Origin of the sequence: Pseudomonas sp. 3JA (assembly GCF_036961705.1) — a bacterium.
GTDB classification, from domain to species: Bacteria; Pseudomonadota; Gammaproteobacteria; order Pseudomonadales; family Pseudomonadaceae; genus Aquipseudomonas; species Aquipseudomonas fluorescens_Q.
Map to the genome: position 1 here is coordinate 73,190 of NZ_JBAMDJ010000017.1, position 14,531 is coordinate 87,720.

A 14,531-nucleotide genomic window follows, 5' to 3' on the forward strand; every position below is an offset into this window, starting at 1 on the left:
CCCTGGCAAAGACAATCAAATCCGCGGGCCCGCCGCTTCCCAAGCTCTTCAGAGCAACACCACGTCGTATTGTTCCTGGGAATACATGGTTTCCACCTGGAAGCGAATCGTGCGTCCAATAAACGCTTCCAGCTCTGCGACATTGCCTGACTCCTCGTCGAGCAGGCGGTCCACGACTTTCTGGTTCGCCAACACTCTATAGCCGGTCGCCTGGTAGGCGCGCGCCTCCCGGAGAATTTCCCGGAAGATTTCGTAACACACGGTTTCCGGGGTCTTGAGCTTGCCGCGGCCCTGGCAACTGCTGCACGGCTCGCACAGCACCTGTTCGAGGCTTTCGCGGGTGCGCTTGCGGGTCATCTGCACCAGGCCCAGCTCGGTGATACCGATGATGTTGGTCTTGGCGTGGTCGCGTTCGAGTTGTTTTTCCAGGGTCCGCAGCACCTGGCGCTGGTGCTCTTCATCTTCCATGTCGATGAAGTCGATGATGATGATCCCACCCAGGTTGCGCAGGCGCAGTTGCCGGGCAATGGCGGTGGCGGCTTCCAGGTTGGTCTTGAAGATGGTTTCTTCCAGGTTGCGATGGCCGACGAACGCCCCGGTGTTGACGTCGATGGTGCTCATGGCCTCGGCCGGATCCACCACCAGGTAGCCGCCGGACTTGAGCGGGACCTTGCGTTCAAGGGCTTTCTGGATTTCGTCTTCGACGCCGTACAGGTCGAAAATCGGCCGTTCGCCAGGGTAATGCTCGAGGCGGTCGGCGATTTCCGGCATCAGTTCGGCGACGAACTGCGTGGTTTTCTGAAAGGTCTCCCGGGAGTCGATTCGGATTTTCTCGATCTTGGGGCTGACCAGATCGCGCAAGGTCCGCAGCGCCAGGCCCAGGTCTTCGTAGATCACGCTGGGGGTGGCGATGGTCTTGATCTGCGCGGCGATCTGGTCCCAAAGCCTGCGCAGGTAGCGGATGTCCATGAGGATCTCATCGGCCCCGGCCCCTTCGGCGGCGGTGCGCAGGATGAACCCACCGGCTTCCTTGATGCCTTCTTTTTCCACGCAGTCGCTGACCACCTGCTTGAGACGCTCGCGCTCGGCCTCGTCTTCGATCTTCAGGGAAATGCCGACATGGGCGGTGCGCGGCATGTACACCAGGTAGCGCGACGGAATCGACAGTTGCGTGGTCAGGCGCGCGCCCTTGGAGCCGATGGGGTCCTTGGTGACCTGCACCACCAGGCTCTGGCCTTCATGCACCAGCGCGCTGATGCTCTCCACGGCCGGCCCTTCGCGCATGGAAATTTCCGACGCATGGATGAATGCCGCGCGGTCCAGGCCGATGTCGACGAAGGCCGCCTGCATGCCCGGCAGCACCCGCACCACCTTGCCTTTATAGATATTGCCGACGATGCCACGCTTTTGCGTGCGCTCGACGTGGACCTCTTGCAGAACACCGTTTTCAACCACCGCCACGCGCGATTCCATCGGCGTGATGTTGATCAGGATCTCTTCACTCATGGCAGGGTCTCGTTCAGGCATGTTCACGATTATGGCCGCATCAAGTCAGACGGCGCTCAGCGCGCGCTCAAGGTTTGCCAACAGGGTATGCCGAAATGGCCCAGTAGTTCTGCGGTTTCGCACAGCGGCAGGCCGACCACGGCTGAATAACTGCCTTCAAGCCCGGAGACGAATACCGCACCCAGCCCTTGAATGCCATAGCCGCCGGCCTTGTCCCGGGGTTCACCGCTGGCCCAGTAGGCCGCCGCTTCCTGTTCCGTGATCGACCGAAAGCGCACCAGGCTGCGCACAACGCGGGATTCACAACGCTGCCCTCCCAGTATGGCAATGGCGGTCAATACTTCATGTTCGCGACCGGACAGGCTCAAGAGCATCGCCATGGAATCGGCCTGGTCCACGGGTTTGCCGAGAATTCGCCCGTCCAGTACCACAGCCGTATCGGCGCCCAACACGCAGCCATCCATGCCGGCGTCCAGGGCTCGCCGACCCGCCTCGGCCTTGCCGCGCGCCAGGCGCTCGACATAGGCCGAAGGGGTTTCGTGGTCCAGGGGAGTTTCGTCGATGTCAGCGCCGACGGCGGTAAAGGGCACGCCGATCTGCGTGAGCAGTTCACGCCGACGCGGCGAACCTGAGGCGAGGTAAAGCGGTTTCATCAAGACATCTCCCTCTCAAAGCACAGCCATCCAGCCAAAAACAGCTTTTGTGGCGAGGGAGCTTGCTCCCGCTCGGTTGCGTAGCGACCGTAAAAGTTGGGGCCGCTGCGCAGCCCAGCGGGAGCAAGCTCCCTCGCCACAGGGATGTAAGTCATTAGAAAAAGTGTAGGTATCCTGACCGAATCAGTTGATTTTGAAACGCAGGCGCAGGCCACGCAAACCGAAGCTGACCCAGGGCCAGAGCAAGGCGCTGACCAGGGCTGGCAAGACCAGCGCCAGGGTCGGCTGGCGGTTGCCAGTCAGCGCGCTGAGCCACAACTGCACCAGTTGCGCCAGGCCGAAGATCACCAGGATCACCAGGCACTGCTGCCACATAGGGAACATCCGCAGGCGTTGTTGCAGCGACAGCACCAAGAAGGTGATCAACGTCAGGATCAGCGCGTTCTGCCCCAGCAACGTGCCATAAAGCACGTCCTCGGCCAGGCCCAGGCACCAGGCGGTGACCATGCCGACCTTGTGCGGCAAGGCCAGCGCCCAGAAGGCCAGCAACAGGGCCAGCCACAGGGGGCGCAGGATTTCCATGAACTGCGGCAGCGGTGAAACGCTGAGCAACAGGCCGATGGCGAAGGTCAGCCAGACCATCCAGCCGTTACCGGATTGGGTACTGCTCATTCTTCTCGTGCTCCCCTGGGGGCTGGCGCGGTGGCCGGCGTGGAGGCTGGCGGTTTGGCGGCGGGCCGGGCTGGTTGAGCAGGCTGCGCGGCGGGCGCGTGGGTGGCCGAGCGGGTCGGTTTCACAGCAGGCGCGGCGGGCGCGGTGGCCGGGGTTGCCGCCGGCGCGGTGGCCGGAGCCGCCGTCGCGGGTGCTGGCACTGGTGGTTTTGGCACCGCGGCCGGGACAGGCGCCGGCGCTGCGGTCACTGGGGCGGCCGACTCGCCGCCCTGGCGGTCCTGGGCTTCCTGGGCCACGGCGGCATCGTTGGCACGTTCTTCGGGCGTGCGGTTGTCGCTGAATACCAGCAGCAGGTAGCGGCTGCGATTCAATGCCGCCGTCGGCACCGCGCGAACGATGGCAAACGGCTGGCCGGAGTCATGGATGACTTCCTTGACCGTCGCCACCGGATACCCGGCCGGGAAGCGCTGGCCGAGGCCGGAACTGACCAGCAGGTCGCCTTCCTTGATATCGGCGGTATCGGCCACATGCCGCAGCTCCAGGCGTTCCGGGTTACCGGTGCCGCTGGCGATCGCCCGCAGGCCGTTGCGGTTGACCTGCACCGGAATGCTGTGGGTGGTATCGGTCAGCAACAACACGCGGGACGTGTAGGGCATCAACTCCACCACCTGGCCCATCAGGCCACGGGCGTCGAGCACCGGCTGGCCGAGGACCACGCCGTCGCGCTCGCCCTTGTTGATGATGATACGGTGGGTGAAGGGGTTGGGGTCCATGCCGATCAACTCGGCCACTTCGACCTTCTCGTTGACCAGCGCCGAAGAATTGAGCAACTCGCGCAGCCGAACGTTCTGCTCGGTGAGGGCCGCCAGCTTCTGCATGCGCCCCTGCAACAGCAGGTTTTCGGTCTTGAGTTTTTCGTTTTCGGCGACCAGTTCGGTCCGGCTGCCAAACTGGCTGGCGACACCTTGCCACAGGCGCTGCGGCAGGTCGGTGATCCAGTAGGATTCCATCAACACCAGCGACATCTGGCTGCGTACAGGCTTGAGCAGCGTGAAGCGGGCATCGACCACCATCAGCGCGACCGATAGCACGGTCAGCACCAGCAGGCGCACACCCAATGAGGGGCCTTTGGCGAAAAGCGGTTTAATAGGCCGCTCCTCCCAGGCAAATGTTTTCTTTATTCATACGGCATCAAACCGGCCTGGATACGAATGACAGAAGATAAACGCCAACGGGCAGCACTGCAAAGTGCTGCCCGGGAGCGAACAACATAGACCACTTCAGCAAAACTTATTCGCTGGAGAGCAGGTCCATGGTGTGCTTGTCCATCATTTCCAATGCTCGGCCACCGCCGCGGGCAACGCAGGTCAACGGGTCTTCGGCAACGATCACCGGCAGGCCGGTTTCCTGGGCCAACAACTTGTCAAGGTCACGCAACAGTGCGCCACCACCGGTCAGCACCAGGCCGCGCTCGGCGATGTCCGACGCCAGCTCCGGCGGCGACTGCTCCAGGGCGCTCTTGACCGCCTGGACGATGGTCGCCAGCGACTCTTGCAGCGCTTCGAGCACTTCGTTGGAGTTGAGGGTGAAGGCCCGTGGAACGCCTTCAGCCAGGTTGCGACCACGTACGTCGACTTCACGCACTTCACCGCCCGGGTAGGCCGTGCCGATTTCCTGCTTGATGCGCTCGGCGGTGGATTCGCCAATCAGGCTGCCGTAGTTGCGACGCACATAAGTGATGATCGCTTCGTCGAAACGGTCGCCGCCCACACGTACGGATTCGGCGTAGACCACACCATTGAGGGAGATCAGCGCGATTTCAGTGGTACCACCACCGATGTCGACGACCATCGAGCCGCGGGCTTCTTCCACCGGCAGGCCGGCACCGATGGCAGCGGCCATTGGCTCTTCGATCAGGAACACTTCACGGGCACCGGCGCCGAGGGCCGATTCACGGATAGCGCGTCGCTCTACCTGGGTGGACTTGCATGGAACGCAGATCAGCACACGAGGGCTGGGCTGCAGGAAGCTGTTTTCGTGAACCTTGTTGATGAAGTACTGCAGCATCTTTTCGCAGACGCTGAAGTCGGCGATCACGCCATCCTTCATTGGGCGAATGGCCGCGATGTTGCCCGGTGTACGGCCCAGCATGCGCTTGGCTTCCGTACCGACAGCCACGACACTTTTCTGGTTACCGTGGGTGCGGATGGCCACGACCGAGGGTTCATTCAGGACGATACCGCGCTCGCGCACGTAAATAAGGGTGTTGGCAGTGCCCAGGTCAATGGAAAGATCGCTGGAAAACATGCCACGCAGTTTCTTGAACATGGGAAAGGGACCCTAGGCAACGCGTGGGTAAAAAAGTGCGGCAAACTCTAACAACGACAGGGATTTTGGGCAAGGCGCCAATATGTTAAATTGGCCGCTTTTCTGTGCACCAAACCCCACAATCGCGGCCAGTGCCCTGTGTCATAAGTGCGCTCCTTCTTTGACGAGTGGCTATTGTCGTCAGGCAAGGCGCCGCGACGAGTCATAGCCTGCTATGGCGAGAAGCGGCAACGCAGCATGACGGCAATAGACGCCGTCAAAAAGGAACAGCACTTGTGATACAGGGCACTAGGGCCGTAGAAATGCGGTAGTGTTCCGACAATCTAACACACGGACAGACTGCGTCCGTTTTGTTTTCCACTGGAGAATCCCATGGCGCTTGAACGCTCCGACGTGGAAAAAATCGCTCATCTGGCCTGTCTGGGCCTCAATGAAGCCGATCTTCCACACATCACTTCTGCCCTGAACAGCATTCTGGGGCTGGTCGACGAGATGCAGGCGGTCAATACCGACGGCATCGAACCACTGGCACACCCACTGGAAGCCAGCCAGCGCCTACGCGCCGACGTCGTGACCGAGTCCAATCACCGCGAGGCCTACCAGTCCATCGCACCAGCGGTCGAAAACGGCCTGTACCTGGTTCCGAAAGTCATCGACTAAAGGGAAAGAGCCTCTCATGCATCACATGACCCTGGCCGAGATCGCCCGCGGACTCGCCGATAAAAAGTTTTCTTCCGAAGAGCTGACCCAGGTCCTGCTGGCGCGCATCGCCCAGCTTGACCCGCAGCTCAACAGCTTCATCAGCCTCACCCAGGAGCTGGCCCTGAGCCAGGCCAGGGCCGCCGATGCCCGGCGCGCCAATGGTGAAACCGGTGCCCTGCTCGGTGCGCCGATTGCCCACAAGGACTTGTTCTGCACCCAGGGCATCCGCACCAGCTGCGGTTCGAAGATGCTCGACAACTTCAAAGCCCCGTACGATGCCACGGTGGTCGCCAAGCTGGCCGCCGCCGGCACCGTGACCCTGGGCAAGACCAACATGGACGAATTCGCCATGGGCTCGGCCAACGAGTCGAGCTACTACGGCGCGGTGAAAAACCCGTGGAACCTGGAACACGTACCGGGCGGTTCGTCCGGTGGTTCCGCCGCCGCCGTGGCCGCACGCCTGTTGCCGGCCGCCACCGCCACCGACACCGGCGGTTCGATTCGCCAACCAGCGGCGTTTACCAACCTCACCGGCCTGAAGCCGACCTACGGTCGCGTCTCGCGCTGGGGCATGATCGCCTACGCCTCCAGCCTCGACCAGGGCGGCCCGCTGGCCCGCACCGCCGAAGACTGCGCGATCCTGCTGCAAGGCATGGCCGGCTTCGACCCGAACGACTCCACCAGCATCGATGAGCCCGTGCCTGACTACAGCGCCAGCCTCAACGGCTCGCTGCAGGGCCTGCGCATCGGTGTGCCGAAGGAGTACTTCAGCGCCGGCCTCGACCCGCGCATCGCCGAGCTGGTCCATAACAGCGTCAAAGAGCTGGAGAAGCTCGGCGCGGTCATCAAGGAAATCAGCCTGCCGAACATGCAGCACGCGATTCCCGCGTACTACGTGATCGCCCCGGCGGAAGCGTCCTCGAACCTGTCACGCTTCGACGGCGTGCGCTTCGGCTATCGCTGCGAGAACCCGGAAAACCTGATCGACCTGTACAAGCGCTCCCGTGGCGAAGGCTTCGGTGCCGAAGTGCAGCGCCGGATCATGGTCGGCGCCTATGCGCTGTCCGCCGGCTACTACGACGCCTACTACCTCAAGGCGCAGAAAATCCGCCGCCTGGTGAAGAACGACTTCATGGCGGCCTTCAACGAGGTCGACATCATCCTCGGCCCGACCACGCCGAACCCGGCCTGGAAGCTCGGCGCCAAGAACAGCGACCCGGTCGCCGAGTACCTGGAAGACGTCTACACCATCACTGCCAACCTCGCCGGCTTGCCGGGCCTGTCCATGCCGGCCGGTTTCGTCGATGGCCTGCCGGTGGGCGTGCAGTTGCTCGCGCCGTATTTCCAGGAAGGCCGCCTGCTCAACGTGGCTCACCAGTATCAGTTGAACACTGACTGGCACACCCGCACCCCAACCGGCTTCTGAGGAGAAACACATGCAATGGGAAGTCGTGATCGGGCTGGAGATTCATACCCAGCTCACCACCCGGTCGAAAATCTTTTCCGGTAGCTCCACCACGTTCGGCTCCGAGCCCAACACCCAGGCCAGCCTGGTCGACCTGGGCATGCCCGGCGTGCTGCCGGTGCTCAACGCCGAAGCGGTGCGCATGGCGGTGATGTTCGGCCTGGCGATTGACGCCGAGATCGGCCAGCACAACGTGTTCGCCCGCAAGAACTACTTCTACCCGGACCTGCCCAAGGGCTACCAGATCAGCCAGATGGAACTGCCGATCGTTGGCAAGGGCCACCTGGACATCGCCCTGGAAGACGGCACGGTCAAGCGCGTCGGCATCACCCGGGCGCACCTGGAAGAAGACGCCGGCAAGAGCCTGCACGAAGAGTTCAACGGTGCCACCGGCATCGACCTGAACCGTGCTGGCACGCCGCTGCTGGAGATCGTCTCCGAACCGGACATGCGCAGCGCCAAGGAAGCCGTGGCCTACGTCAAGGCGATCCATGCGCTGGTGCGCTACCTGGGCATCTGCGATGGCAACATGGCCGAAGGCTCGCTGCGCTGCGACTGCAACGTGTCGATCCGGCCTAAAGGCCAGGTTGAGTTCGGCACGCGCTGCGAGATCAAGAACGTCAACTCGTTCCGCTTCATCGAGAAGGCGATCAACAGCGAGATCCAGCGCCAGATCGAACTGATCGAGGACGGTGGCAAGGTCATCCAGCAGACCCGCCTGTACGACCCGAACAAGGACGAGACCCGTCCGATGCGCAGTAAGGAAGAAGCCAACGACTACCGTTACTTCCCCGACCCGGACCTGCTGCCGGTGGTCATCGAGAACGCGTTCCTCGACGAGGTGCGCGCCACCCTGCCGGAACTGCCGCCGCAAAAGCGCGAGCGCTTCCAGGCCCAGTTCGGGCTGTCGAGCTATGACGCCAACGTCCTGGCCACCAGCCGCGAACAGGCCGATTACTTCGAGAAAGTCGTGAGCATCGGCGGCGACGCCAAGCTGGCGGCCAACTGGGTGATGGTGGAACTGGGCAGCCTGTTGAACAAACAGGGCCTGGAAATCGACCAGTCACCGGTCTCGGCCGAGCAACTGGGCGGCATGCTGCTGCGGATCAAGGACAACACCATTTCCGGCAAGATCGCCAAGATGGTGTTCGAAGCCATGGCCAATGGCGAGGGCAGCGCCGACGAGATCATCGAGAAGCGCGGCCTGAAGCAGGTCACCGATACCGGCGCCATTTCCGCCGTGCTCGATGAAATGCTCGCGGCCAACGCCGAGCAGGTCGAACAGTACCGCGCGGCAGACGAAGCCAAGCGCGGCAAGATGTTCGGCTTCTTCGTCGGCCAGGCCATGAAAGCCTCCAAGGGCAAGGCCAACCCGCAACAGGTCAACGAACTGCTCAAAAGCAAGCTCGAGGGCTGATGGACATGGAGCCAGTACCTGTATCTGGCTCATTCCCCTGTGGCGAGGGAGCTTGCTCCCGCTGGGCTGCGCAGCAGCCCCCCGTATCTGGCAGCAGATTGTTGGGGGCCGCTTCGCGCCCCAGCGGGAGCAAGCTCCCTCGCCACAATGATCCTCACAACCACACTGATGTGGGAAACCCTTTGATGAAGCGTCTCCTCGGCGCCTGCGCCCTGCTGTCCCTGCTGGCCGGTTGCGCCAGCCAGAGCGGGACGGTCGATCCACACGGCTACGACCAGACCGGCGTCGCCTCCTATTACGGTGCCAGGCACCATGGCAAGCGCACCGCCAGCGGCGAGCGTTTCGACCAACACAGCCTGACCGCCGCCCACCGCCAGTTGCCGTTCGGCACACGGGTGAAAGTCACCAACCTGAAAAACAACGACAGCGTCGTGGTCCGTATCAACGACCGCGGTCCGTATACTCGAGGCCGTTTGATCGACGTATCCCGCGAAGCCGCCGAGCAACTGGGCATGCTGCGCTCCGGCACCGCACGGGTACGCGTGCAAGCCCTCGACGATTGATAGACGGAGCCCGGCCATTTCCCTACTCACTGCCCTACCGCTGCTCAGCCTGATCGAATTGCTCGGTGGCCTGCTGTTGCTGATCACCGGCGCCGAGCTGCTGGTGCGCGCCGCTGTGGGCCTGTCAGCACGCTTGCACGTGCGGCCGCTGATCATCGGCCTGAGCGTCGTCGCCTTCGGCAGCAGCGCCCCACAAATGGCCGTCAGCCTGCAGGCGACCCTGGCGCAGAACGCCGACATCGCGGTGGGCAGCGTAATCGGCAGCAGCATCTTCAACATCCTCGTCACCCTCGGGTTGTCAGCGCTGATCATTCCGCTGCGTGTTTCACGCCAGTTGGTGCGCTTGGATATCCCGCTGATGATCGGCGCCGCCCTGCTGGTGTTCGTGCTGGCCTGGAACGAGGAACTGACGCGACTGGACGGCGTGCTGCTGCTCATCGCCCTGGCGGTGTACCTGGGCTTGTTGCTGCGTCAATCGCGGCACTCAGGACGACCGCATCCGGTGGGCGTCGACGTGGCCCAGGTGTCCTGGTTCACGAGCCTGTCGATGATCGTGCTGGGCCTGGCAATGCTGATTTTTGCCGGACACCTGCTGCTGGGGGCGGCGGTGGAAGTGGCGACGGATCTCGGGCTTTCAGAGCGCATCATCGGCCTGACCATCGTCGCTGTCAGCACCTCGCTGCCGGAACTCGCCACCTCACTGATCGCCGCCCTGCGGGGCCAACGGGACATCGCGGTGGGCAACGTCATCGGCAGCAACCTGTTCAATTTGCTGGGTGTGCTGGGGGTGACGGCCCTCGTTGCGCCAACGCCACTCTCGGTCTCGCCCAACGCTCTGGATTTCGACCTGCCGGTCATGCTCGGCGTGGCCGTGCTGTGCCTGCCGGTGTTTTATTCCGGCTATCGTGTCACCCGCGCCGAAGGCCTGTTGTTTTTGGGCTTGTACCTGGCCTACGGGCTGCACGTGATGTCGTTCACCACCGGCATGCCCTTGGCCGGCCAGTTAGAACGGCTGATGCTGTTTTATGTGCTGCCGGCCTTGCTCGCGTTTTTGCTGTTCACCTCCTTGCGCGCCTGGCGCCGCCAACACCACAAGAGGGATTTGCCATGACCGACACTCCAAAGACCGGCCTGGACATGCGTCGCCAGGTCATGGGCGACGCCTTCGTCGACCGCGCCCTAGGCAACGCCACCGACTTCACCCAGCCGTTGCAGGACTTCGTCAACGAACATGCCTGGGGCAGCGTCTGGAGCCGCGAAGGCCTGCCGCTGAAAACCCGCAGCTTGATCACCCTCGCCGCCCTCACCGCCCTCAAATGCCCGCAGGAATTGAAAGGCCACGTGCGTGGCGCGCTGAACAATGGTTGCACGGTGGAAGAGATTCGCGAGGCGTTGCTGCATTGCGCGGTGTACGCCGGCGTACCGGCGGCGATTGATGCGTTTCGGGCGGCGCAGGAAGTGATCGAGGCGTACGAGCCTTCGGCATAGATGGGAAATCGACCACAGGCGTGAACGTGTCACGCCTGTCCGGACCTATCCGGCTCAACGCCAGATTCGAGCACTTTCAGCTTTGAAAAACTCGACCTTGTGAGCGCCCAGATAAGCCTGGGCCCGTCCCTTCATCAAGGTATTTTCTTCGCTGTCCTCGTCACCATAGACGCTCACGAAGACCCGATACACCCTGCTCCATCTTATTTGATCGAAGATATGCCTGTCGTTGGCGTCGAACGAATGCCCATAAATGAATAACACGCCATCCAAGCCGCCCAGCCGATCAAAACAATAGCTAAGGTAGGGGTTATGCTGAATCCTCACGCGCTTGCGTTCATGGGAAGGTTCCGAAACGAAAGTGGGGAACCTCTTGTTTTCCATGTTCCACTTCACTTGCTCGATAATCGACTCGCCTTGGTCGTTAAAAGCGTGTTTCTTGACACCGGCCTGCGTGTCGTAGATATGCAGGCCACCGTGAAGAAAATGCACATTCTGCGTAGGGGGCCCTTCCCATATCCGGCCGGCTCGAAAACCATCATCTGTCTCATAATCGGGTTCGAGACGATCCTTATTCCTGGCCCAATAGAACAACAGGTCGTAATTGAGGGTAAACACGTCATCGAATGGCTTGAGAAACTTCCTGACCGATACGTACTGCGAATCGGTGACTTCGTGGGGCAACTCGGGATGAGTTTTTGAGATAACTTCGATCAAGGCGTTCTTTATGACCTCCTGATCTGTTTGAACCTTCTGTATAAGCCCAGGATCGGCATTATATATTTTGAGAACATCTTCAGTCGCAATCAGCTTCTTCATGATCTTTTCAAAGTCATACGTTTTGAAATTATCGAAAATGCGTCGAATAACCTGTTCCCTTTCGCCAAATTCAGCGCTTGAAAACAGACTTTTATAACTGAATATATTTTTGTTCCAGGCCTGGGAAAATCCATTGGCCAGGAGAATGGATCGGCTGTCATCGCCGATTGATGAAAAAGCTTCTTCGAAGGTCATCACGTCTACGGATCCTTGTGGCGGTGCGGTCAAGTCCTGCCACAACAATATCAATATGCCATCACTCAGACCAATTTTTCCTCTATAGAACATTAGGCAGGAGCTCAATCCGCCCGAGCCCGCGAAGAGACACCTGCACGAGACAACGACATATCCGGACAACATAGCGGCATCAATCGAACGTGCCTAGCGGAGTGTCGTGGACCAAACTGGCGACTCAGTTCATGGACGCCTATCCACAAGGAGCCCCACATGTGGAAATTCCCACTACGCCTCGTATCGGCCATCGTCATAGCGCTTGCTTCGCTTGCCTGCGCTGCTGCCGCGCAACCTTTTCAGCACTGCCCCGGGGCAGAATCCGCAGATTTCAGTGAGGTACTGGCCTGTTACAAGAAGACTCAGGACAGCTACCCACTCAACTACCATCTTGTTGAAACCCAGCGCTTGCCTGACCAGGAGAAACGTAGCTTTCGCCTGAACTCGCAGGACTGGTCCCCCCGCGAGCTGGTCAGCCCCGCACGTTGGCGGCACACGGTAGACATCTACATTCCCAACGACGCGATCAAGCACCGCGCACTCCTGGTAGCCAATAACGGCATCAGCATCCCCGCCTCAGGCAAGATATCCGGTCCTGCGACGGACTTCACGGAAGCGACGCTGCTGGAAATTGCCCGCAAGAGTCGCACCATCGTGATTTCGGTCAGCGACGTGCCCAGCCAATACCTGACCTACTCCGATGACCAGGTTCCTCGCCGTGAGGACTCCAGTGTCGCGCACAGTTGGCAACTCTTTCTCAAGGCGCCGGAATCCAATCCATTCATGCCCCTGCATTTGCCCATGGCCGCGACGGTGGTCAAGACCATGAACCTGGCCCAGGCGGAACTGAAGGACTGGCAAATAGATACGTTTGTTGCCACCGGCACTTCGAAGCGTGCCTGGGCAGTATGGTTGGCCGCGATCGTCGACTCACGGATCAACGGCATTGTCCCGTTCGTGATAGACATACTGAACATGGATCAGGTCCTCGAACACACTTGGCGCACGTACGGCAAACATTGGCCGCTGGCGTTTCGTGACTATCACGAGCAAGGCATCACCCGGCAACGACACACCACCGCCTTTGCCCAACTGCGGCAAATCGAAGACCCGCTGGCCTATCTAGACAGCGCGTATGCCGAGCGCCTGTCGATCGACAAGTACATCGTCAATGCCAGCGGCGACGACTTCTTCGTCCCGGACAACGCCCGTTTCTACCTCGAAAAGCTGCCCACGCCGACCGCCCTTCGCGTGGTTCCGAATAGCAGCCACTACGGCATTTCAGCATTCACCAAACAGACCTTGATCACAGTGCTGAGACACTGGCAGAGTGGCCGCCCCTTGCCTATCGTGCGCATGGAACAGCTTAGGGTGGCGCAGAAGCCGATGCTTGATGTGAAGTTTTCCGAGGCACCGTCAAAGGTCGTTCAATGGACGGCACATAATCCGCTAGCCCGCGACTTCCGCCATTCTTGTGGCATCCGCTACGTATCGAAACCATTGCAGCCCGGTGAACCGCTACATCTGCAAGTACCGCTCGCCACACCAGACAGCGGTTGGAGCGCCACGTTTGTCGAAGCGACATTTGCCGATGGGTTCGTCTCGACCACACCCGTCATCATTACGCCGGACAGCTACCCTACGGTCGCTCCACCCGTGATCGAGCCAGCCTGCAAGACGTTGGCTGGCCACTGAACAGGCGAGGGTCTAGATCCACCCCCCCCACTGCAACACAAAAATCCCCAGGTTGGTGGTAATCGCCGCCATCAAGGTGGTAATCACGATGATCGCCGCCGCCAGTTCATGATTGCCATCGGCCGCCCGGGCCATGACGAAGCTCGCGGCGGCGGTGGGGCTGCCGAAATACAGGAACAGGATGCCCAACTCCGCGCCGCGAAAGCCCCAGAGCCAGGCACCGAGGGTGGTCAGCAGCGGCAGGCCGACCATTTTCACCAGGCTCGAACTCAGGGCCATCTTGCCGCTCTTGCGCAGCGCCGCCAGCGACAGCGTGCCGCCGATGCAGATCAGCGCCAGGGGCAAGGTCATTTGCGAAAGGTACTTGGCCGAGGTCTCGAACCAGTTCGGCACCCCGATCTGCCAATAGGCGAACGGCGCGGCGACAAACACGCTGATGATCAGCGGGTTGCTGACCACGCTTTTGCAGATACTCCACGGATCGGACTTGATCACCGGGCTATAGACCGCCAGCACGATGGTCGACAAGGTGTTGTAGAACAGGATCACTAACGCCGCGAGGATCGCCCCCAGGGAAATCCCGTAGTCGCCGTACATGCTCGCCGCCAACGCCAAGCCAATCACGCCGTTGTTGCCGCGAAACGCACCCTGGGTATAGATGCCGCGATCCTCCCGCGGGCAACGCCAGATCGCCCAGCCCCAGGCCATGGCGAAACTTGCCAGGGTAGCGACGGAGAAATAGATCAGCAGGTCGGGCTGCAACGCCGCATGCAGGTCGGCATGGAGGATGCCGAGGAACAACAGCGCCGGCATGGTGACGTTGAACACCAGGGACGAGGCGATGTGGATGAAGTTGTCGTTGATCCAATAGATGCGCTTGAGCAACACCCCCAGAAACAGCATGGCAAACACCGGTGCGGTGATGTTCAGGGTTTCGAGGAAAATTGCCAGCATGCCGGGGACCTTGAGAAGGGTGTCGTTAGGTGGCTAAT

At 61.1% G+C, this 14,531-nt stretch carries 14 protein-coding genes; 7 read left to right on the plus strand and 7 right to left on the minus strand.

Going from position 1 to position 14,531, the window contains the following annotated elements; translation table 11 throughout:
- Positions 1-48: 48 nt before the first annotated feature.
- The 5 genes from rng to mreB all read right to left on the minus strand — a co-directional run bounded on the left by rng (position 49) and on the right by mreB (position 5,159).
- Positions 49-1,506 carry a ribonuclease G gene (rng, locus tag V7773_RS15310; RefSeq protein WP_018613976.1) on the minus strand — a complete coding sequence of 486 codons (1,458 nt, stop codon included), beginning with the start codon at positions 1,504-1,506 and terminating at the stop codon, positions 49-51.
- A gap of 56 nt (positions 1,507-1,562) precedes the next feature.
- Complete coding sequence (locus V7773_RS15315; RefSeq protein WP_336074054.1) at positions 1,563-2,159, minus strand: Maf family protein; 597 nt, start codon at positions 2,157-2,159, stop codon at positions 1,563-1,565.
- Positions 2,160-2,342: 183 nt separating this feature from the next.
- Positions 2,343-2,831, minus strand: coding sequence for a rod shape-determining protein MreD (mreD, locus tag V7773_RS15320; RefSeq protein WP_003197820.1), 489 nt, complete (start codon positions 2,829-2,831; stop codon positions 2,343-2,345).
- Complete coding sequence (gene mreC / locus V7773_RS15325; protein ID WP_336074077.1) at positions 2,828-3,979, minus strand: rod shape-determining protein MreC; 1,152 nt, start codon at positions 3,977-3,979, stop codon at positions 2,828-2,830. Before mreC ends, mreD begins: the two co-directional genes overlap by 4 nt.
- 142 nt (positions 3,980-4,121) lie before the next feature.
- Entirely contained in the window at positions 4,122-5,159 is a 1,038-nt protein-coding gene (gene mreB / locus V7773_RS15330) for a rod shape-determining protein MreB (protein ID WP_002555108.1), read from the minus strand.
- Positions 5,160-5,531: 372 nt separating this feature from the next.
- Between mreB and gatC the strand changes: the two genes are divergently transcribed.
- The 6 genes from gatC to V7773_RS15360 all read left to right on the plus strand — a co-directional run bounded on the left by gatC (position 5,532) and on the right by V7773_RS15360 (position 10,794).
- Positions 5,532-5,819: an Asp-tRNA(Asn)/Glu-tRNA(Gln) amidotransferase subunit GatC gene (gatC, locus tag V7773_RS15335; protein WP_003197816.1), complete on the plus strand. Its 288-nt coding sequence runs from the start codon at positions 5,532-5,534 to the stop codon at positions 5,817-5,819.
- 16 nt (positions 5,820-5,835) lie between these two features.
- Positions 5,836-7,287, plus strand: a complete 1,452-nt coding sequence (gatA, locus tag V7773_RS15340) for an Asp-tRNA(Asn)/Glu-tRNA(Gln) amidotransferase subunit GatA (protein WP_063322926.1) — start codon at positions 5,836-5,838, stop codon at positions 7,285-7,287.
- 10 nt (positions 7,288-7,297) lie between these two features.
- Entirely contained in the window at positions 7,298-8,743 is a 1,446-nt protein-coding gene (gene gatB / locus V7773_RS15345; RefSeq protein ID WP_063322927.1) for an Asp-tRNA(Asn)/Glu-tRNA(Gln) amidotransferase subunit GatB, read from the plus strand.
- Positions 8,744-8,928: 185 nt separating this feature from the next.
- The gene (locus tag V7773_RS15350) at positions 8,929-9,306 is read left to right on the plus strand and encodes a septal ring lytic transglycosylase RlpA family protein (RefSeq protein WP_336074056.1); all 378 of its coding nucleotides are present in this window, start codon (positions 8,929-8,931) and stop codon (positions 9,304-9,306) included.
- Between the two features lie 49 nt (positions 9,307-9,355).
- Complete coding sequence (locus tag V7773_RS15355; RefSeq protein WP_336074078.1) at positions 9,356-10,417, plus strand: calcium/sodium antiporter; 1,062 nt, start codon at positions 9,356-9,358, stop codon at positions 10,415-10,417.
- Entirely contained in the window at positions 10,414-10,794 is a 381-nt protein-coding gene (locus tag V7773_RS15360; RefSeq protein ID WP_336074058.1) for a carboxymuconolactone decarboxylase family protein, read from the plus strand. Before V7773_RS15355 ends, V7773_RS15360 begins: the two co-directional genes overlap by 4 nt.
- Before the next feature lie 54 nt (positions 10,795-10,848).
- Here the strand turns inward: V7773_RS15360 and V7773_RS15365 are convergent, their stop codons facing one another.
- Positions 10,849-11,808, minus strand: a complete 960-nt coding sequence (locus tag V7773_RS15365) for a DUF4917 family protein (RefSeq protein ID WP_336074079.1) — start codon at positions 11,806-11,808, stop codon at positions 10,849-10,851.
- 252 nt (positions 11,809-12,060) lie between these two features.
- Between V7773_RS15365 and V7773_RS15370 the strand changes: the two genes are divergently transcribed.
- Positions 12,061-13,539, plus strand: a complete 1,479-nt coding sequence (locus tag V7773_RS15370; protein WP_336074059.1) for a PhoPQ-activated pathogenicity-related family protein — start codon at positions 12,061-12,063, stop codon at positions 13,537-13,539.
- A 12-nt stretch (positions 13,540-13,551) separates the two neighbouring features.
- Here the strand turns inward: V7773_RS15370 and V7773_RS15375 are convergent, their stop codons facing one another.
- Positions 13,552-14,493, minus strand: a complete 942-nt coding sequence (locus V7773_RS15375) for an AEC family transporter (RefSeq protein WP_336074061.1) — start codon at positions 14,491-14,493, stop codon at positions 13,552-13,554.
- Positions 14,494-14,531 lie beyond the last annotated feature (38 nt).